Raw genomic sequence first — 20,505 nt, forward strand, 5'->3', positions numbered from 1 at the left:
AAAATAGGTAAGCTTGCTTCCCGCAGTGCGGACTAGTCCTCCGACACCCTTTGCTTAGGAAGAGTTATCACAAACTTTATGCCCTTATCTGAAGAGAACTCTAATTTGCCTTTCAGCTTTTGAGTAACTAAGTTGAAAACCATATTAAGCCCAATACCAGTTCCCCCGCTGGCACGTCGAGTAGTATAAAAAGGTTCAAAGATCTTCTTGTGTAAATCTTGCTCAACCCCGCACCCATTGTCTTGATAAACAAATACCACATCTTGGCTTTGTTCAAAAAACTCGATCACTATTTCAGGCTGTGGCTGTTGATCGAATGCATGATGGATACTATTCAAAATCAGGTTTGAAAACACTTGAGTTAGCGCACCAGATAGACTTGTCATTGAAACATTAGAGTCGCCTTTTAACATTGGCTCTACTGATACTTTTCGAGTTTCAGGATGGAGACTAGCGATCAATGACTCGAGTACATCTCTAACGACAAATTCACTCAGTGATTCAGAGGTTTGGTGCACTGCTGTTTGTTTAAAGCTTTGAACAAGTGAAGAAGCACGGTTTAAGTTTTCTTTTAATAAGGCTAAAGCCTCTAATTGGTGCTGCATATTAGATTCAAATTGATCGCTCGTTAGAGTTTGATTTTGAAAAGCAGAATTGAGCTCACTATTTGCATCAGCGACCAACGAGGCAGAAGTAATTGCAATTCCAAGAGGAGTATTAACTTCATGAGCAATACCCGCAACAAGTCCCCCTAGTGCTGATAGTTTCTCAGATTCTATCAATTGGTCTTGAGTCTGTTTTAGTTGTTCCAAGCTCTGCTTGAGCTCAAGTGTGCGTTGCGCTACGTTGTGTTCAAGGTTTTCATTTAAATCTTCAAGTTGCTTTTGGGCAGCAATACGAACATCTATTTCTTTATGTAGTTTTTGATTAGCTTTTTCTAAGTCAGATACGAACTGATTAAAGTAGACCGTTAGCTGAGCGAGTTCATCTGTCGAACCCGATTTGTCTTTCATCAACGTCGGATGGTTACTCATAGATGCTTGGCTAATCCAGTTCATCATGCCTTTTAACGGCAACACTATCGAGCGGCTAAGAATTAAGTTCGATGGAATCACTAAAGCGATTGCAAACACTAGCACGGCTACATGTACAAGTTTTAGATCCACCAGCGGTTGATTGAGTTCCTCCACATAGGTTGAAGAAACTATGTACCAATCGTACTCCGGTAGGTATCTGAAAACCGCTATCTTCTCTCGATAGCCTTCATCATGGGGATTTTTCCACGTGTAAGTAATCGTGCCGTTTTTCTGATGAATTATCTCTTGTACGAAAAGCTTGCCATTGGAATCTGTAACGTTATAAAAGTTGCCGGTTACGAATGGATGCACAATAGGGTCACCCAATTGATTCAGTACGTAAGAGTAACCCGTTTCGTCGAAGTTTAGCTTAGAGATAGAGTCACTAAAATCATCGATATTGATCAAACTGGCAAACTCCTCTCTGTATGAGGAAGATGTGATGATCCAGTCCCAAGGTTCAAAGTAAACCATGTACAGAGCTTTTGGCCGCTCAACCAGTTCATCAGGGTTTTTCCACTGATACTCTAGATACCCCCTCTTCAGCTCAATTTGCTGCTTAATAAAATCAAAGGAAATTAGGCTAGTATTCAACAGCGGCTGTTTGGGGTGGACCCTAATCACTCCTGAAGAGTCGACGACATAGGGGTATCCTGTTTCACCGATCGATTGGCTTAATAAGAAGTTTGTTGCCTTTTGCTTTGCTTCTTGCTGTGTAATCTGACCACGTTGATACTGCTGAAAACACAACTCAACATATTGGAGGTTTTGCTCTGAGATACCACGTAAATAGCTGCGAATCGTTATATCGACTGTATTGGCAATGTTATTGGTGATCGACTCGGTTGCAGACGTTAACTCTTTCTCTACGCCTTGCTTAACCACCTCTCTCATTAACAAGTAGTTAGCGAGGTTAGCAATATTGATCACGACTATGAACAACATCAAATAGCCGAACAGCAATCTGTTTCTAATCGACAGTTTTCTTAATATTCTCTGTAGACTTAGCATAACAACCCGCTTACACGTATTTGTTCCTAAAGCATAGTCACTAAATCCGTATTGGGTGTGGAAGCTACTCCCACGAAGCTGGGCGTTTCTCTACATTTTCGAGCCAGCAAAAATACCAAAACTGAGGACATTCAGCGTATCTGTTAAGCTTTCTACCGCAGTTAGGATCTGCCTTGTGGGTTCGGTATCTAGCAAGACCTGAGCATCGACACTTTTCTGAATAGGTTCTGGGTCACTAGCTTCCTTTTGGATAGTGGGTGGAGGCTGGTTGACAGCTTCTTCCGGTGAAAGCGTTTCATTCGTGCTTGAGCATCCAGTGAGCGTGGCGAGTAGGCTCAATATAAAAACGGGATGTTTATAGATCATAAAATATCAACACAATAAAAAACACCGTTCGATTGTATGATAGTTTTGAGTCCCCTACTAGTGCGAACTGCCGATATCATAACAATTGTTCTAAAAAAGCCACCTGTTGCCGTTCTTGTTCACTCATTTTATACTCTTCATCACTAAGGGTTTGCGAGTTAAATGTTCCTACGGGATAACTTTGTGACTTAGAAAGTCTTGATCCTTTAGGCAGAACGCTTTCGAATGCCTTGAGCTCAAGAGTTCGATCACCTTCAGATAGTTGCTGTTTCTGGACTAAAGATGTCATCGCATTCTCTGCAAGCCTGCTTTTGAGACTTATTTCTACATAACTATCTTTAGTTCAGCGGCAATATCGATAACAACGGGTAACACCGAAATAGCTAGCAGAATCGACATGGTGAGATTGAACAACCGTAAATAACTTGGTTTTTGCAAGTATTGCCTCAAAACTGAACCAAACATCAGCCAAACTCCGACGCACGGAAAGGAAGCCACAAAGAAAGTCATAGCAATCGTTAGGTTTTGCGACATGTAAGTATCGCCAACGGTCGTAAAAGCCGAAATGGCACCAATCGCCACTACCCACGCTTTCCCGTTTACCCACTGAAACAATGCCCCTTTCATAAAGCCCAGTGGCTTAGATTGACCTCCTGCCGCTGAGACATTTCCAGACTGAGCAATTTGCCACGCAAGATAGAGTAAATAAGCCGTTCCGAGCGTTTTAATGACCAAATCTAACTGGGGGAACACATAAAATAACTGACCAAATCCAAGCCCGACTAATAGCAACATAAAGGTAAAGCCTACGCATATCCCCAAAAGCAGAGGCAAGGTCTTTTTAACACCAAAATTAACTCCCGACGTCATCACCATAATATTGTTCGGTCCAGGTGTTACTGATGAAGAAATAGCGAACAAGGCTACGGATAATAGATACTCCACAACAAACTTCCTCTTTTACTCTTGGTTTAATTGCGTACAGCCAATCCCTCAATCAAACAGTCGATTTAATGAACGATGAGATTATATATTGAACACCGGAATAATGTTTGTCAAACCGTACATTCGTTTTTTATAATGAACATAGTGAAGATAAGAGTGAGGAAGCTTGGAACCCTATGACAATGAATAAAGCACCAATAGCTCAGATAGCAGCAACACTTAGTGCAGAAAGGCAGCGCTCTGGTCTAAGCATCGCTGAGGTGGCAAGACGTGCCAACATCGCAAAATCAACGCTTTCTCAGCTTGAAAATGGCTCTGGAAACCCAAGTATCGAAACCCTATGGTCAATCTGCGTGGTTTTGGATATCCCCTTCTCTCGTTTGATAGAAGAACCGTCAGCAAAAACCAAGGTGATCCGTTACGGTGAAGGCGTATCTGTTTTCTCGAAGAATGAAGATTACAAAGCAACCTTGCTGGCAGCATGCCCTCCGAGTGTCAGCCGCGATATTTACTGGCTAGAAGTCGAACCGGGTGCGCCTTTTCATTCAGAGCCGCACAATCGCGGTGTGATTGAACATATGATCATTGTCAAAGGAAGGGCTCGATTAGGGCTCTTATCCGATCAGCATGAACTCGGAGAAGGCGACTACATTACCTACCCCGGAGATCAAGCTCATATATTTGAGGCATTAGAACCGAATACGCGTGCAATGTTAGTGTCGGAGTATCGATAGTCTAAGTGGTTGAGAATATGACCACAGTAACATTTAAGCGAAGGTTATCTTGAACAGTTAAAATCCCGTTCTACTATTTGAGCGAGCACCGCTGTCAAAGGATTGATGACTTTATGCTAAAGACCTCTCGCTTCTATTCCACTCTCGCTATTTCTGCACTTGCACTTTCAACGCCATATGCAAGCAGTTCTGAAATGGTCAAGATTCAAGCAGATGTATGGGCAGACAACTGGTTCGCCATGTACATAGAAGATCAAATGATCATGGAAGACTCAGTCTCCATAAATACAGAGCGGTCATTTAATGCAGAGAGTTTTGTCTTCCAATCTTCTTTGCCCGTAACGCTGAGCTTTGTAATAAAAGACTACAAACAAAATGATACAGGTTTGGAATATATCGGTTCTCGCAAGCAACAGATGGGTGATGGTGGATTTATTGCGCAGTTCACTGACAGTAGTAATAACAAAACGCTGCTAGTTTCCAACGAAGCTTGGCGATGCTTTCCGATCCATATTGCTCCAATCGACAAGCGCTGCGAAAAATCTAGCCAGCCTAATAAAGACTGCATGAGCGATATAACCTCCGAACCACACGGCTGGAAAACAACGTCATTCGACGATAGACAGTGGCCAAATGCGAGTGCATTTCCAAAATCTAAAGTAAAACCAAAAGGTGGCTACGACCTAATTCGTTGGCATCGTGAGGCTAAGTTAATATGGACAGCAGATTTAGAGACTGACAACACGATTTTGTGTCGAGCAACTCTCACTTCAGAAGAGGTTTAGGATATGAAGCTGGGCAGCAAACTGCTAATTTCATTGGCGTTTTCTCTAACTTCTGTTTCCTCACTTTCTTCAGCGTCTGAAGGCAAAAGTAGAGCGAGGTTAGAGCTTTCTACCCAATTTTCAGTTGAGGTGCTTAAAGCCCCGATAAGACACTACAAAAAAGACAAAAAGCCAAAACGTGGTAACCCCCCAAAAGCCTTAGTACTGCCAACAACCACTATCGATAGCCCTGAGTGTACAAAAGTACAAGAGAGCTTTCTCAAAGCAGGTTTCTCTAATGTCTCTGTCGTATGCGACGAGACCTATGCATATGTTCAGTCAGATACGTACCCTGAGCATGACGTAATGAATGGAATTACGGGGACAAACGAGCAGATACCCGTCCCAGCTAGTCAATACGTCGCCCCCATCAGACTCTCTCCTGAGAAAGCCAAATCGTACACATCGATAGATGCCGCTCTTGGAATTGCCATCAACGGTGTCCCAATCTACGACTATTCAGCTCAAGGGGAACTTAACCCAGAGCGATGCCAATCAGCCAAAGATACCGTAAAGCTTGGTCAGTTAGACCAATGTGGCGGGCATGCAGGTCGAGGCGATGATTACCACTATCACGCAAAGCCAGTTTGCATGATCGAATCCATGCCGAACTGGGGGGATTCATCAATCATAGGCTGGGGTTACGACGGATACCCTCTGCTTGCCGATAGAAACCCTAATGGAACCCAGATCGAAAACGGCTCTCTCGATATTTGCAACGGGCAAACAGACCCCACTTATGGCTATCGTTATCATACCTCTCCACAACCACCATACATATTTCAATGCTTAGTAGGGAAAGTAGACACCAAGATTCTACCTAGAGTGGCTCCACTTAAGGGAGCAAGGGCTCGCGCGAACTTAAAACCGCCGAAGAATGGAGTTCAAAACTTGCGACACACTGAGTCAAAAGACGGAACGAGGGAGCTCTCCTATACTTATCAAGGTGTCGAATACTATTCACGTTATACGCCATCAAAATCACAACCTAACTGCTATGAGTTCGTACAAAAAACCATAAGTAATAATGGGGCCATTGAGTCAGGAACTTACTGCCGTTAATAACCAAACAGACGTCAATTATGTTATATAAAACAAAACTTATATTGTGGTGTTTGACTAGTCTAGTCGCAATACTGTTCCCACCCATATCCTCAAGCCACACGTTAGCGCAAACCTCTTCACAACTCATTTTGCGCGATGGACAGGCTGAACTAAGACTTTACGTGGATATAGAAACTTGGCTTATGAGGCTGCAAGATCCTCAAGCTTGGCTACTCGGGGATACCGAAGTTCTCCTTACTGAACCACAACTTACATCAAGCCGCCTGAACGTTGAACTATACAAGCTTCTAGAGAATGGCGTTAAACTCACTATAGACGGAAAGCCTATTCCATTGTCGCCTATTAAAACAGCCGATTCACAACATAGCCACGTCGTAGAATTTCGCTTTTCAGCGACGCACACTTTTCAGTCTCCTCAAGAAATTGAGATTCGCTTCCCCAAATCTCTCGGTGACGTGCATTTTTCATTATCCCGTCCAGTTTATAGCCAGCTACCAGCAGGCACGACTCAAAACTTTTCGCTCCAACATTAGTCGTTTTCACTCATAGAAAAAGGTGCTAGTGTGCAAAGAATCAATGAAAACCGGAGCGTCTGCGTATGAGCTTTGAAAGTGCTGTTACCTTTTTTATCGCAATGTTGATCTTCAGCGTTACACCCGGCCCTGGTGTCTTTGCCATTATCGCTCGCGCAATGGTTTCAGGAGCTCGAAATTGTCTTGCTCTTTCTGCGGGAATGGTTGTTAGTGATGTGATCTACTTTCTTCTTGCTTGTTTCGGCCTTGCCGCTATCGCCGAAAACTGGGCAACATTGTTTGTCGCAATCCGATACGTTGGCGCCGCTTACTTAATCTATTTAGGTTACAAGATGATCAAAGCGCTGCCTCAAGCAAGTGAAGCGCTTGAACAAGGTGCAGAAATTAATAAACAATCTAGTTTATCCGGCTTTGTACAAGGTTTTCTCATTTCAGCCTCCAACCCTAAAGTGATTTTGTTCTACATTTCATTCTTGCCAACATTTATGGATCTCACCTCTCTAAGCAGCCAAGATATTACCCTTGCCGTTGTGCTCACAATGGTGGCTTTGATGACTGGGCTAATGAGTGTCGCGATAGGTGCAGGTAGGTTAGCTAAAGTGATCAAGACGCCGAAAGCGCAACAAAAACTCAATCGAGGTGCGGGCGGTATTATGATTGCTGCCGGAACTTATCTAGCCATTAACAAATAAGTTCACTTAACGACTTTGATTTTACCTAAGGGTGGCGCTAGTCACCCTTATTCTAACCCACCCAATCTAGATACCATGCTAAACAATACACTCAATCAAATCCCTGTAGGGGTTCGCTTCATGCTTCTTTCCGCACTAGGCTTCGCTCTAATGTCTGCGTGTGTAAAGTACGTCAGTAATCATGGTATTCCCGTATTTGAAATTGTCGCGGCGCGGGCTCTAGTTTCTTTGGTCATTAGCTATCTAGATGTCAAACGCAAAAGGATCTCGGTTTGGGGTAATAACAGGCCTTTGCTTTTAGTCAGGGGAACCGTTGGCACCGTGGCATTGATGTGCGTTTACTATGCGGTCACAACGCTTCCGCTTGCTGAGGCAACCATCTTACAGTACGTCCACCCTGTGTTTACCGCCTTACTCGGGGTCTTGTTCTTAAAAGAGCGTATTCAGTCCTCAACGATGATCTGTATTGCCTTCTGCTTGGCCGGGTTGTGGGTCATGGTTCAGCCCACCATGAGTGGTGGACAAAGCTCAGATTTACCACTGTTTAGTGTCGCCACGGCATTACTTGGGGCTTTCGGCAGTTCAATTGCCTACGTGATTGTGAGAAAGCTAAGCCAAACTGAAGACAGCTCCGTCATCATTTTTTACTTTCCGCTCGTAGCACTGCCCACTTCCCTTTTCTTGGTATGGAACGAGTTTGTCTGGCCAAGTTTCTATCTCACACTGATTTTGGTACTGGTCGGAATTTTTACCCAAATCGGCCAGTATGGTTTAACCAAAGCGATGCAAACTCAAGCAGCAGGAAAAGCGTCAGCCTACTCTTACATCCAAATCGTGTTTTCCGCATTACTTGGCGTATGGCTATTTAACGAAGTTCCTTCCGTATGGACTTATTTAGGGGGGAGTTTGATCGTGACGGGAGCATTGGTTAACGTCTTCGGTAAACGGCTACTGAAGCCATTGACGTCAAACCGATAAAATCAACATGTTGCTCATGGTTCAACAGCTTTTTGCTTATGCTAGGTAAATATTTGCTCAGCCAACTTAACTAAAAAAACATAAGTCATTGTTTTATATAAAATAATAAAACAGGCATAACAATTGCTCTCTAGTAAAAATACTCAAGAACATACAACAGAAAACGCAAAAAGCCCGCTGAGGTCAGCGGGCTTTTTTAATGTGGCGGAGAGATAGGGATTTGAACCCTAGATACGCTATTAACGTATGCCGGTTTTCAAGACCGGTGCTTTCAACCACTCAGCCATCTCTCCGTTGCGGTGCGTATATTAGGTATTGGTCTCAGGCTTGTAAAGCACTAATTTACCTTCGATGTTTCAAGTGTTGATAATCTAGACAACCATTTCATATATTTTCGTGACTTTACGCTCATAGAGTGACCATTTAATGGGTTAAGTACTCTAAATCATAAATGATAATAAAATAGTGTTTTATTTATATCTAACTGATAAATATAAGAAAACACACTTTGACACAACACGTGTACGCCCGAAAGTGATTGCACAATAGTGTGAACTAATTCAAAATTACGGAATTAACTGAGTAACATCGTCTATTTCAGAGGTTTTTATGAAAGTCGCTGACTTATTTAAACATCGTGGTGAAACAATTACTAAGCAGCATTCTGAGTTTATGCAGTGGATGACTCCAACTGTAAAAGAATACTGGGGAGAGATTGTTAACAAGGCTCATAACCGCCACCTGTTTACTCGTCTGCGTGACTTTCAAGCTCCTGCTGTTAATGATGAAGTTCAGCCTCTGGTTCAGCAGCCGAAACCTATTGAGTTGAAGCCTGAAGCGCAAAAACTCTATCTAGAGCTGCAAGCAAAGCTAGGTGAAGTGATCCATACTGGTGAGTGGTTAGACGTTTCTCAAGAACGAATTAACCAGTTTGGCCAAGTAACTGAAGACATGCAGTGGATCCATACCGATCCAGAGCGCGCAGAAGCAGAATCTCCATTCAAAACGACGATTGCTCACGGCTTTCTGACGTTAGCTTTATTACCAAAGCTGACTGATAGCGTTGATCCTGACAATAACCTCTTCCCTACAGCGAAGATGGTCGTCAACATTGGCTTAAACCAAGTGCGATTCCCTTATCCTGTTAAAGCAAATAACAAAGTGCGTGCGGTAAGTACCTTGTCTAAGGTAACGCCAATCCGTAAAGGCTTAGAAATCGAACGTGAAATCAAAGTCGAGATTGAAGGTGTTCGCCGCCCAGGCGCCGTAGTCACATCTGTGATTCAATTGCACTTTTAATCAATAGATTGATTTAAAAAGAAAGGGATACCCGCGGGTATCCCTTTTTCGTTTTACACAATCTCACTTATTTCATTGTATAGCAGCACTCTAATTGATAGTCATCGCCGTTTTTAGCGGTGTACTCTTTCTCTTCTGTATTAGCTCTTGGCTTACCTTTTTCATCGCCTTTCACTAGGCTAATCCAGTGGCGCATCGCCGCCATTTCTGCCATTTCTTGCGGGAAGGTCGTACAAGTCTCTAACTGAATGTCTTCGATATCTATCAGTTCAATACAACCTGTCCCTTTATGATTACCAAAGGTCACCTCAACGTGGCTTCCTGTGCCATCTCTAAACAGAATTGACGTAGGGTCTTCTTTTTCGCCCATGTAAGCGACAAAGTGTTTAGGATGCTTCAATCCACTGTGGCTACCATCTTTAAAGTAAGCCATCACATGGCGGTAATCGATAACATAAGCGGTCACTTCTTTATGAGAACCATTTTCTAGTGGGAACAGACGGTCAAGCAACTGTTTTGCTTTTACTTGCTTCTCACTGGCTTGGCTTGCGTTGATAGTTTCTACCGCGAAGACTGCTTCAGCGATAAATGGCTTATTTTGTTTTTGGATTTCAGTCTTATCGAATGTCAGCATGTTCATAGCGTTTCCCTCGCGGATATTTCACAACTTTTATGTCCTAGAGCAAATATTCCAAACTGGCGTTTCATTGATTTGCGAATTTGTGACTTTGCTTACTTTGTATACTAGTGAATTTTTGACTACAATTTCACAACAAAAATTTTACAGTGTGAATTTTACAAAATGCCAGTGTCAAAAAGCCTTATTCGTCAGTCTCATTTTTTAGGTACTAAGATAAGAAATCTTAGGAAACGCAACCATTTAACTATGGAAGACCTCTCTGCACGCTGTATTCGCGTCAATCCAGAGTATGCCCCTTCTGTCTCTTATCTATCCATGATAGAGCGGGGAAAGCGCGTTCCAAGCATTGATATGCTAGAGGTCATTGCAGAGGTGTTCCAAAAAGATCCGGCTTGGTTTTTGGATGATGAACCAGAGCAAGCAGATATTACACCAGACAAAGGCAATAGAGGTGGTATCAGTGGAATGGCTCTAGAGCCAAGCTTTTTGTTCTCTAATGATATTCTACAGATAGCGATACCCGAGATGTTGTCACAAACTGGCATTACTGGCCGCCAGTTTGCACACCTTCTTATTCGTGCTCATCAAGAAAGCAACCAAAACCACTTTCCAGATTTAGAGCGAGCAGCTGAAGAAGTAGGATTAAAAAGGCTTAATCTGTCGGCAGAAGATTTGATGGATATTGCGCGAAGTTTAGGGCTAACCATTCGCTGGATTTCTCGCCCTCCTAAAGATGTCGTGGACGAATTAGGAGTAAGTGCAAAACAGATTGTCACCTCATTCTTTGAGCCTCCCGGTAGCATCTACCTAAATGAGGTACTTAAACAGTACCCAACGCGCCTTAAATACGATCTAGCGGTCTATATAGGTCACTGCGTGTTACATAGTAAAGAAGGACTAAAAAGCGTTCTTTCAGTTGGACACGCGAATAGCTGGGAGGAAAATAGCCAAGCCTCTCCTACATCTGAGCTTAACTCCCAAGACATTTTACAAGCATGGCGAGACTTCGAATCGAGCTTTTTCGCAGGTGCTCTACTGTGTCCTAAAGTTCCTTTTAGGCAATTACTCGATCGCAGTGGTTATGAAATCGATGTTCACCTAAAAGCCGGTGTCTCTCCTTCTGTTGCAATGCGACGTATGACCGTTGTCTCTCCTTACCCCCACTGGCACTACTTTGATGCCTACGGTCAGAATAAACTCAAAGCCGTATATCGTGGCAATGGTATTCCTTTACCTTGGGGAAACATGAGGAAGGTAAATGACCCTTGTCAGCATTGGGCAGTGTTTAGAAGACTGTCGGAGCCTCAGCAGGGTAGCTCGGCACAAATATCGATATTGAATGTCGGGGATGAGCCAAGAATATACTGTTGTGAATCAGTCAATATGACTGACCCGGCAGGAAACAATCGTGTTCTTTGTGCTGGTATCGACTTAAACCCAGCTATCGATGCTCAGGGGGGAAATTCGATTGAACTGGCAGAAGAGCTTAAATCTTTGTGTGTGAGTAATGGGGGTAGCGCCGCTATTCCTCGCTACATGCAAAAAGAATTCACGACCATTGCTAAGATTCTTAATATTAACTGGATTGAACGTGGCATACATACTGATGCAAGAGTTATCTGTTCACGAGGTGCAGTGTGCCCACGCAAACCAAGTTGTTATAACGGTTGTCAGGAAGCGTCGATTCAAATTTAAGTTTACCTAGCCCAGATAGAAAAAAAGCCAATCACAACAATCGTGATTGGCTACATATAAGTGTGAACAAATTAGGTTCACTAACAACGTCAGTTGGCTAGGTGACCCTCGGCTTAATAAGGGTCACTAGTAATAGAGCATTAATCGTGCCAACTTTTAAAACCATTCAAAACCCTTAAATATGGCTAATTTATAACCCATTTCACAAAAACAATGCGCATAACGGGTTTTCATTTTGCAATTTAGTGCATTATAGGAAATGCAGATTTTGCAAAATGCAATTATATACTTTCACCTGTTTCGATTTGATAACCCAAATCAATACAATCATTCCATGATGTTTTCCCTTTCAGCCTGTCTATCAGCTGAGTGGCCGCAACACGTCCAATCTCCTCACGCGGTGTCACCACAGTCGCCAGTTTAGGAATCATCGCTTGGCTGATATCATGACCATGGAAACCAGCAATCGCCATTTGCTCGGGAACCAAAATCCCTCTCCTTTGGCATTCATAGAGCGCCCCGATGGCTAAATCATCGTTCGTACACACTATACCGTCTACATCGGGATGGCACTCTTTAAGCTCACCTAGCAACTTAGCGCCAAGGGTAAATGAAGACGCTTCTTCCGTTTGTAAGCTGATAGGCTCTAAACCCGCGCCTTCCATCGCCCTTTGATAACCCTGCATTTTTAGCCGAGTCCGCTCATCCATTCTCGCAGCAAAGTAAGCGATCCGTTTGCGCCCTTTAGCCAAAATGGCTTCTGTCATCGCTTGTGATGCTTTTGCATTGTCAAAACCGACAGCTTGTTCAATCCGAGGAGAAAAACAGTCCATGATCTCTACGATGGGTATTGAAGCGGTTTCAAGCATCTTGCGCGCTTTATCTGTGTGGAAGTTTTCAGACAAGATAATCGCATCCACATTGTAAGACAGTAATGACGCGATACTTTTTTCTTCTAGCTCTGCACTATAGCCATAGTGAGCAATCATAGTTTGATAGCCGGCAGGGGTAGTGACGGATTCAATACCTCGCATTACCTCAGCAAAGACTTGGTTGGTTAAAGACGGCACCAAGACACCAATGGCATTCGATTTAGCATTTGAAAGTATGTCAGGGGCGCGATTGGGAATATAGCCGAGCTCTTCTACTGCCTGGTTAATTTTATCTTTGATTGCTTCTGAGACTTGGGAAGGATCTCGTAAGCAACGACTCACGGTCATTTTCGTTACGCCGACCCTGTCGGCAATATCTTGAAGCGTTGGTCTTTTTTTCTTATTCGCCATGAAGTGTTACTTTGCGTTGTTCTGATTTTGTTACTGGTAACATAGTACCGAGTATTTAATTCTATTTTATTGTTGAACCTAACAAAAAAGCGCTCACATTAGTGTGAGCGCTCTGATTTATACGAAAATCTGTTGTTTTTGCTCGCGGCTCCAAGTCAAATGGTAGCGAGATTCCTCTGGCTCATCGATTCTCGCATAACTGTGTGAACCAAAGTAATCTCGCTGAGCTTGGAGTAAGTTCGCTGGCACAACCGCACTGCGAAGCCCGTCAAAGTAGCTCAACGCTGAGCTCATCGCCGGCACTGGAACGCCGGTTAGCGCTGCTTTTGCAATGCACCCTCGCCAGCCTAGCGAGCGATTATTTAGTTGCTCAACAAATTTAGGATCGAGGAGCAAGTTCTCCAGTTGTTTGTTCTCTTGATAAGCGTGAGTAATATCTTGTAAGAAAATTGCTCGAATAATGCATCCCGCTCGCCATATCTTAGCGATGTTAGCAAAATCTAACGCCCACGCTTCTTTGTCTGAGGTTGTCTTAAGTAGATCAAAACCCTGAGCATAAACCGTCAGCTTTGAGCAATAGAGAGCGTCGTGTAGCTCTGCAAGCAGTGACGCTTTATCCAACTCGGTTTCTGCACTCGGTTTTGGCTTGAAAACGCTAGACGCTAAACCACGAGTCTCCTTTTGACTGCTCTGAGCGCGAGCAAATACCGCTTGAGCGATGGTGGGAGTCGGCGCTCCTTGCTGCAGCGCATTCACCGCCGTCCAAAGCCCTGTTCCTTTTTGACCAGCTTTATCTAAGACGATTTCAACAAGCGGCCGCCCCGTTACCGGATCATCAGTGCGCAAGATATCTGCACTGATTTCCATTAAGTAGCTATTGAGTACGCCTTGGTTCCACGTCTCAAACACATCACCAACCTCATGAGCAGGCATGTTTAACGCACTCGACATGAAATGGTATGCCTCACAAATCAGCTGCATATCCGCATACTCAATACCGTTGTGCACCATTTTCACGTAATGTCCTGCCCCCGCTCTTCCTAGATAGGCTGCGCATGCCTCCCCAGATTCAAATTGAGCGACCGGAAGACCTTTTGCATCAACCTTTGCTGCAATCGCTTCCCACATCGGTTTGACATAGTTCCACGCTTCACGGTCTCCACTTGCCATTAATGACGGCCCTGTACGCGCCCCAACTTCACCACCTGAAACGGCGGTACTGAAGAATCGCAACTGACCCTTAAACTGCTGTTCACGACGCTCACTGTCAGTCCATAAACTATTGCCAGTATCGATGACAATATCTTCATGGTTTAAGCCAGCATTACTTAAATCTTCGATGACTGAGTCAACGATCTCACCAGCAGGAACAGAGAGAGCAATGACTCGCGGGCACTCTAGGCTTTCTAGCAGCTGCGTTAAGTTCTCTACGATGCGTAGACGGCCTTTGCTTGGTTGCGTTGATAGCTGTTCACCTTCTTCTTGGGCACGGTCACGATTTTGTTGGTTGATATCAAAACCAGTAACATGGAAACCATTATCAAGCAGGTTAAGCGCGAGGCTTTTCCCCATCACTCCAAGGCCAATCATGGCAATATTTGACTGAATCATGAGTATGACTCCTCAATCGCCTGTAAAGCTTGTTCAACTACCTCTTCCACTGAATGGCGAATATCAATGTGTAGCGCTTCCTCCAGTGTTGGCTCTCGAAGTGCTTCAAATTGACTTCTCAACATACTTTCACCATTGAAGTAGTGGTTATCGCGTTTTTGATGGCGAGACCAAATGGTTTCGAAATCGCCTTTAAGAAACACGATCACTAGATCTTGGTTTTCTAGCCTTAAGATGTTGCGGTACTCAGGTTTTAGCGCGGAGCAAGCGATAACCGCTGCTTCATTCTCGACGTAGAGACGATTTAAAGTATGCAGCCAACCAATTCTGTCATCATCGGTGAGCGGCGTACCTTGACGCATCTTCTCAACGTTGGCTTGTGGGTGGTAATCATCACCATCATAAAACGGCAAATTGAGGGACTTCGCAATCTCGCTGCCAATCAAGCTCTTACCGCAGCCTGATACGCCCATCACTAATATTTTCTTTGCTTTCATTGGACAATACTATCCTTAGCCTTCAACTCTCACCGAAGGCTGTGTACCAATTCAAAATGTGTAATCGTTCGCTTATGAGGTGGTTATTTCCACCACATCGCTAATTCCGGGAAAATAATCACTAAGCTAAGTACAAACACCTGCAATGCGATAAATGGCAGCAGTGAAGTGAAGATTTCTCCAAGGCTAATGTCCTTCGGCGCTACGGATTTTAGGTAGAATGCAGCAGGGCCAAATGGTGGTGACAAGAAAGAAACCTGCATGTTCAAACAGAACACGACACCAAACCACACTGGGTCAAAGCCTAAGCCAGTAATAATTGGTACAAAGATAGGCATGGTTAGCAGCGCTACGCCAACCCAGTCAAGGAACATGCCCAGTACCAATAGAATCACCATCATGATCAATAGAGTGCCAATCGCACTACCGCCGCTCAGACCAAGAATCACCTCTTCAACAAAATCAATACCGCCCATTAGGTTGTAGATACCGACCAATGCACTTGCACTGATACCAATCCACATAATCATGCCGCAGGTACGCATCGTTGCGATGGCACTTTCCTTAAGCATTTTGAAGTTCATTTCACCACGAATAATCGCAGAGAGCATGATACCGACAACACCTAATGCCGATGCTTCAGTCACCGATGCGACACCGGTATAAATACTACCCAATACAACCGCGACTGAAAGTAGAGGGAAAAACAACGCTTTAAAGTAGCTGACTTGTGGTTCATCCTCCTCGTCAGTATCGCTAGGAATCGGTGCCAGAGAAGGGTTCAGCTTACAGCGAATCAACACGTATGCGATGTAGCAGCCAGCTAAGATAAATGCGGGCAAAAATGACGCCTTAAACAAGTCACCAATTGATACGCTCGCTGTCATACCGTAGATGATCAATACAATGCTCGGAGGCAGCATGGTTCCCAACGCTCCACCAGCACAAGTAGTACCGATAGCGAGTTTACGGTCGTAGCCTAAGCGCAGCATCTGAGGCAACGCGAGAATACCAAGTAGTACGGTTTCACCGCCGATAACACCCGACATAGAGGCAAGCAATACCGCAACCAATAGTGTCTGAACAGCAACACCACCGCGCACCTTTCGACCGACTGATTTCATCGCATCAAACAGGTCTTTCGCGATACCAGAACGATCAAGCAATGCCGCCATTAAGACAAACATCGGAACCGCTAAGAACACGTAACCAGAGGCGAAGCTATAGGTACGACTCGCGATAAGAGGTAGAGCATCTGGCCCAAACCAACATAAGGTAAAGAAGATGGCGACAAAACCTGTCACAAAAGCGAGCTGCATGCCGGTAAGCAGCAAGCCAATCATCATCACTAGCATGAGTACACTTCCCCATGCGATGCCAATTGAAGAGAGATCAAACATCGTCATTCTTCCTTAGCCCCATAATCTCTTGGATTAGGTGCAATACAAACTGGACAACAAGAATACTGAGAACAACAAAGATGAGACCTTTGAGTAATGCAGGGTATGGGGCGTTGAGGACTGAGCCAGATGTTTCTAATCTAAGCTCACCCCAAGGTGTAAACCAAGCTTCCTGCGCTAGAAAATACGCGGCATAGGCCAGCATCCCTGCGAAAGCTAGTCCTACAATATGGTGAACGAGATTAAGATATTTGCGGGTTTGAGAAGAGACCGCATCGTAAATCAACACTACACGAACATGCTTATTGGCGGCGAATGCATATATACCCCCAACAATGAACAGAGACCCACCAATAAATGATGCCGTTTCGTGAACCCAAGTCGTCGGGGCATCAAATACATAACGCATCACAACTTCGTAAAATGAGATAAGTACTGTCACGATAAAGAACCAGCTCAACAGGTTGCTGATTTTTATAATGATTCTGTCCAAAAAGTTTCTTGGCTGTTCATCAGGCTCTGGTGGCGTATGGGGTGTTTTATCAGTCATAAAAAATGTTCCCAAAAAATTAGGAGGGCGCTAGCCCTCCCGAGAGAAGCTAAACAAGGTCGGATAGCTTAAAGAAGACCATTGGTTTCTAAGAATGTTGTAACTGAGTCATACACTTTTTGTGCATTTGGAGAACGCTCTGCAAACACTTTCCATTGAGTCTTGGCAATTTCACGGAATTTCTTACGCTCTTCGTCAGACCAGTTGTGAATGGTTATATTTGGGTTTGCTTGCGCTTCCTTCACTGCAGCTTGGTCAGCCATTTTTAGCTGAGTCGTCATATCGTAAGAGAAGTCGCGTACCGAAGTCTGAAGAATGGTTTGCAAATCTTCCGGCATCTTGTCCCATTTCTTTTGCGAGATTGAGATATCGATTAGCGGCAAAGAGTGGAAGCCAGGTTGAACAGGATGCGTTGCGATATCGTTCATGCCCGCTTTCTGGTTGGTTGAAAAAACCGTGTAGTCTGCTGCGTCAATAACACCTTTACTAAGACCGGTAAACACTTCTGAACCTGGCAAGTTAACAGGCGTCGCACCCGCAGCTGCAAACACTTGCTGAACCAGACCTTCTGGTGCGCGAAGTTTCAAACCTTTTAGATCACCAACACCATCAATCGGCTTCTTAGAAATAAAGGATTCAACACCTGTGGTTGAAGCGCCTACAAACTTAACACCGTAAGGCGCATACAGCTCAGTCATTAGTTCGTTACCGCCGCCATAGTTCATGTATTGCAGTAGCTGAGTCGTATCTGACCAAGCACCTACCATGTTGCCGATAAGGCCGAACGCTGGATCTTTACCTGAGAAGTAACCAGTTGCTGTCACCTGACCATCTAGGATACCCATTTTGATCGCGCCTAGGGTTTCAGTGTGTTTAACCACTGCACCTACTGGTAATAGGTCGATTTCGATACGGCCGTTAGACATTTTCTCAACACGCTCTACCCAGTTTTGCTGAACCTTGTAGTTAAGATCGCCAGACGGATCTGATGATTGAATCTTTAGATTAAAATCTGCAGCGAACGCTGAGGCGGAGAAAAAACCGGTTATCGTGGCAGCAAGCAGAGTTTTAGTCATCGCTTTCATAGTAGGGGTATCCTTTATTTGTTTCAGTTTCCAATCTAGCCGATATGACCTAGGTAAACTACCGGTTCTTATTTTTATGTTACCGGTAACGTTAGAGGCAATGTTACCGGTAACAGATAACGTTTTACTATGACTATTGTCACATTTGTTATTTACTAACCCAAAAGAATTAACATCGAGATCAGACTCTGTGATCAAAGTCTCGCTTAGCTAGATCACAGATTCTGTTATCGTTTTCTGAATACCCAGATCGGGCCAATCAGTAAGAATTGAACATCTTCGAAAAATGATGGCTTTTTCCCTTCGATTTTGTGACCGATAAACTGAAACAGCCACAGCACGGCAAACAGCACCAAAGAAACAAGCAAAACCGACAACTGCATGACTTCAATAGACCAAACCAGAGAGATACAAGCGAGGGTAAAACCCAACATCATAAGAAACACGCTGAGTGAAAGTCGAAAATAGAACACCATTACAGGTAAAGCAGCCACCCAAACCCAGTTGAGTGTTAAACCAAACAATTCAAGCGGCGGTATTGACCAAATCAGCCCGACCACTGATAAAAAAATTCCGGGGACGGCAACTTTATGTATCTTTTGATTGATCGGGTTCTGATGGCTTTCACCATATTCAGCAAGCCACTGAGTGAGATCCTTCATACTCTTTCACCTGTAAAATCATCCTATTATTTCTATAGCATGGCTTTACATCCCCTGCCGTCAATAAAGACTAATTTGTGATAGTTCTTTGCAACTGGCGGCGTTTTTCTTGATACATACGTGAATCTGCTAACTTGAGCATGTCGTCTATGTCATTGAATTCAGGCTTATAGATCGCATAGCCAACACTCACCTGTAAATTGATCAAGTGCTGTTCGTATATGACTGGGGTATGGCAAATCGCCTTCTGCAATTCGATGTTGATTACATCGATGTCATTGGAGTTTTCAATTCGTGGCAACAGGATTAAGAACTCGTCCCCACCGATTCTTGCTACAACATCAGATGTTCTCAACACGCTCTTTAAACGCTCTGCAGTAGCAATTAAGACCTTATCACCTGCTGCATGTCCATAGGTGTCGTTGATCGCTTTAAATTTATCAAGATCGATATTTAGAATCGCAAACCTATCAGGCTCGTGGCGTTTCTTCACAGAATCAAAGTGTTCACGCAAGGTATACATAAAGTAACGTCGATTAGGTAACAAGGTTAACTCGTCTTGCAGCGACCGCTTACTGGCCGCAGCATAAAGGCGATACGTCAATGCAAACGCACCAAGTAGAATAAGTATCATTGGGTAGCCAAGCAGCCGAACTGCATGGACTTGATACCAAGGTTTACTCGCGAGTAAGTCTTTCTTCGTCGAAGCAGCAATCACCCAGTTTCCATAGGGAAAGTGAACCGATTCAATAGCAAATGCGTTATCGAAGGTTGATTGCAAGCCATAAAAAACTTCCCCATCTAAGCCTGTACTGTCCCTTCCTCGAATGGCAATATTGTATCTGTGTTCAAATGATGAAACCCCAGCATCAAGAAACAACGATTCAAGCGAGATGACTACACTGCATACCCCCCAATATCTTGAGTTATATGGAGGATCTGAAAAGATCGGAACGCGAGCAATCAGAGCCAAGCCACCTTGCACTAAGTTGACTGGACCCGCGATAAAGATTTCTTGTAGGTCTTGAGCTTTCTTAACCGTCCGCCATTGGCTTGGAATCGTTCGGTAGTCCAAACCCAAAGCTTTTTCATTACCTTCTAAAGGGTAGATGTATTTAATCACATCATCTGGAGCTAAGCCCAACAACTGAACATGGCTGCTTTTTCGGATTACGCTTGAAGCAATCAGATCCCATCCAGAAAACTCAAACTCGGGGTTAGCCGCGACTAATGCAGGCAAACTGTTAACAACATAGATATCTGAAACAATGGCCGATTCTAATTCAGATCGAACAATAGAAACTTCTTCTTTGGCTCTGGCGAGTAAACTGTCACGCAAGAAAGATTTTTGGCTACGATCGAGGGACTCAACCAATCCAATAGAGATAACAAAAACCAACAAACATACAGCATTAAGATAAAAATGCCTGCCTGAACTCAAGGCCATCCGCCCCCCACAACTATTCATGCAACAAAAAACCGGGTCACACCCGAGGAATAAAGCCTGTAATTCGTATTGTTATTATTTGTATTGGTTATATAAAAGTTACAATAAATCG

21 protein-coding genes and 1 tRNA gene are annotated in these 20,505 nt (G+C 43.9%); 8 read left to right on the top strand and 14 right to left on the bottom strand.

What is annotated here, in order from left to right; translation table 11 throughout:
* Nucleotides 1–32: 32 nt before the first annotated feature.
* The 4 genes from AC5O63_RS02730 to AC5O63_RS02745 form a co-directional block, all read right to left on the bottom strand.
* Nucleotides 33–2,021, bottom strand: coding sequence for a sensor histidine kinase (locus tag AC5O63_RS02730; protein WP_494503822.1), 1,989 nt, complete (start codon nucleotides 2,019–2,021; stop codon nucleotides 33–35).
* A 156-nt stretch (nucleotides 2,022–2,177) separates the two neighbouring features.
* Nucleotides 2,178–2,453, bottom strand: coding sequence for a hypothetical protein (locus AC5O63_RS02735; RefSeq protein WP_494503823.1), 276 nt, complete (start codon nucleotides 2,451–2,453; stop codon nucleotides 2,178–2,180).
* 76 nt (nucleotides 2,454–2,529) lie between these two features.
* The gene (locus tag AC5O63_RS02740; protein WP_494503824.1) at nucleotides 2,530–2,742 is read right to left on the bottom strand and encodes a hypothetical protein; all 213 of its coding nucleotides are present in this window, start codon (nucleotides 2,740–2,742) and stop codon (nucleotides 2,530–2,532) included.
* Nucleotides 2,743–2,777: 35 nt separating this feature from the next.
* A complete protein-coding gene (locus AC5O63_RS02745; RefSeq protein ID WP_494503825.1) occupies nucleotides 2,778–3,398 on the bottom strand; it encodes a LysE family translocator in 621 nt (206 codons plus the stop codon).
* A gap of 182 nt (nucleotides 3,399–3,580) precedes the next feature.
* On the opposite strand from AC5O63_RS02745, the gene AC5O63_RS02750 reads away from it, so the two are divergent.
* From AC5O63_RS02750 to AC5O63_RS02775, 6 genes are all read left to right on the top strand, one after another.
* Nucleotides 3,581–4,132, top strand: coding sequence for a helix-turn-helix domain-containing protein (locus tag AC5O63_RS02750; protein WP_004749450.1), 552 nt, complete (start codon nucleotides 3,581–3,583; stop codon nucleotides 4,130–4,132).
* Nucleotides 4,133–4,245: 113 nt separating this feature from the next.
* The gene (locus AC5O63_RS02755; protein WP_494503826.1) at nucleotides 4,246–4,917 is read left to right on the top strand and encodes a PEBP family protein; all 672 of its coding nucleotides are present in this window, start codon (nucleotides 4,246–4,248) and stop codon (nucleotides 4,915–4,917) included.
* A gap of 3 nt (nucleotides 4,918–4,920) precedes the next feature.
* Nucleotides 4,921–6,018, top strand: a complete 1,098-nt coding sequence (locus AC5O63_RS02760) for a YHYH protein (protein ID WP_494503827.1) — start codon at nucleotides 4,921–4,923, stop codon at nucleotides 6,016–6,018.
* A 164-nt stretch (nucleotides 6,019–6,182) separates the two neighbouring features.
* Nucleotides 6,183–6,554: a hypothetical protein gene (locus AC5O63_RS02765; RefSeq protein ID WP_494503828.1), complete on the top strand. Its 372-nt coding sequence runs from the start codon at nucleotides 6,183–6,185 to the stop codon at nucleotides 6,552–6,554.
* Nucleotides 6,555–6,619: 65 nt separating this feature from the next.
* The gene (locus AC5O63_RS02770; protein WP_494503829.1) at nucleotides 6,620–7,246 is read left to right on the top strand and encodes a LysE family translocator; all 627 of its coding nucleotides are present in this window, start codon (nucleotides 6,620–6,622) and stop codon (nucleotides 7,244–7,246) included.
* Between the two features lie 75 nt (nucleotides 7,247–7,321).
* On the top strand, nucleotides 7,322–8,224 hold the full coding sequence (locus AC5O63_RS02775; protein WP_494503830.1) for a DMT family transporter: 903 nt from the start codon (nucleotides 7,322–7,324) through the stop codon (nucleotides 8,222–8,224).
* A 202-nt stretch (nucleotides 8,225–8,426) separates the two neighbouring features.
* Here AC5O63_RS02775 and AC5O63_RS02780 read toward each other — a convergent pair.
* Nucleotides 8,427–8,517, bottom strand: a tRNA-Ser gene (locus AC5O63_RS02780).
* Nucleotides 8,518–8,833: 316 nt separating this feature from the next.
* Between AC5O63_RS02780 and AC5O63_RS02785 the strand changes: the two genes are divergently transcribed.
* Nucleotides 8,834–9,523, top strand: coding sequence for a MaoC family dehydratase (locus AC5O63_RS02785; protein WP_494503831.1), 690 nt, complete (start codon nucleotides 8,834–8,836; stop codon nucleotides 9,521–9,523).
* A gap of 67 nt (nucleotides 9,524–9,590) precedes the next feature.
* Here AC5O63_RS02785 and AC5O63_RS02790 read toward each other — a convergent pair whose 3' ends face one another.
* Nucleotides 9,591–10,163 (bottom strand): aldolase/citrate lyase/malate synthase family protein, encoded by a 573-nt coding sequence (locus AC5O63_RS02790; RefSeq protein ID WP_171320695.1) that lies wholly within the window; start codon nucleotides 10,161–10,163, stop codon nucleotides 9,591–9,593.
* Nucleotides 10,164–10,325: 162 nt separating this feature from the next.
* On the opposite strand from AC5O63_RS02790, the gene AC5O63_RS02795 reads away from it, so the two are divergent.
* The gene (locus tag AC5O63_RS02795) at nucleotides 10,326–11,858 is read left to right on the top strand and encodes a DUF3612 domain-containing protein (protein WP_494503832.1); all 1,533 of its coding nucleotides are present in this window, start codon (nucleotides 10,326–10,328) and stop codon (nucleotides 11,856–11,858) included.
* A 281-nt stretch (nucleotides 11,859–12,139) separates the two neighbouring features.
* On the opposite strand, the gene gntR is transcribed toward AC5O63_RS02795, so the two are convergent.
* The 8 genes from gntR to AC5O63_RS02835 form a co-directional block, all read right to left on the bottom strand.
* Nucleotides 12,140–13,141 carry a gluconate operon transcriptional repressor GntR gene (gntR, locus tag AC5O63_RS02800; protein WP_494503833.1) on the bottom strand — a complete coding sequence of 334 codons (1,002 nt, stop codon included), beginning with the start codon at nucleotides 13,139–13,141 and terminating at the stop codon, nucleotides 12,140–12,142.
* Nucleotides 13,142–13,258: 117 nt separating this feature from the next.
* Complete coding sequence (gene gnd, locus AC5O63_RS02805; protein WP_494504559.1) at nucleotides 13,259–14,758, bottom strand: NADP-dependent phosphogluconate dehydrogenase; 1,500 nt, start codon at nucleotides 14,756–14,758, stop codon at nucleotides 13,259–13,261.
* The gene (locus AC5O63_RS02810; protein ID WP_239853337.1) at nucleotides 14,749–15,249 is read right to left on the bottom strand and encodes a gluconokinase; all 501 of its coding nucleotides are present in this window, start codon (nucleotides 15,247–15,249) and stop codon (nucleotides 14,749–14,751) included. Before AC5O63_RS02810 ends, gnd begins: the two co-directional genes overlap by 10 nt.
* An 83-nt stretch (nucleotides 15,250–15,332) precedes the next feature.
* On the bottom strand, nucleotides 15,333–16,649 hold the full coding sequence (locus AC5O63_RS02815) for a TRAP transporter large permease (protein WP_494503834.1): 1,317 nt from the start codon (nucleotides 16,647–16,649) through the stop codon (nucleotides 15,333–15,335).
* Nucleotides 16,642–17,199 carry a TRAP transporter small permease subunit gene (locus AC5O63_RS02820; protein ID WP_494503835.1) on the bottom strand — a complete coding sequence of 186 codons (558 nt, stop codon included), beginning with the start codon at nucleotides 17,197–17,199 and terminating at the stop codon, nucleotides 16,642–16,644. The genes AC5O63_RS02815 and AC5O63_RS02820 overlap by 8 nt, the downstream gene beginning before the upstream one ends.
* A gap of 68 nt (nucleotides 17,200–17,267) precedes the next feature.
* Complete coding sequence (locus AC5O63_RS02825) at nucleotides 17,268–18,284, bottom strand: TRAP transporter substrate-binding protein (protein WP_494503836.1); 1,017 nt, start codon at nucleotides 18,282–18,284, stop codon at nucleotides 17,268–17,270.
* 227 nt (nucleotides 18,285–18,511) lie between these two features.
* Nucleotides 18,512–18,946, bottom strand: a complete 435-nt coding sequence (locus AC5O63_RS02830) for an Mpo1 family 2-hydroxy fatty acid dioxygenase (protein WP_494503837.1) — start codon at nucleotides 18,944–18,946, stop codon at nucleotides 18,512–18,514.
* Nucleotides 18,947–19,016: 70 nt separating this feature from the next.
* On the bottom strand, nucleotides 19,017–20,393 hold the full coding sequence (locus AC5O63_RS02835) for a diguanylate cyclase (protein ID WP_494503838.1): 1,377 nt from the start codon (nucleotides 20,391–20,393) through the stop codon (nucleotides 19,017–19,019).
* Nucleotides 20,394–20,505: the final 112 nt, after the last annotated feature.

The sequence above is a fragment of the Vibrio sp. SCP2 genome, from assembly GCF_059295395.1.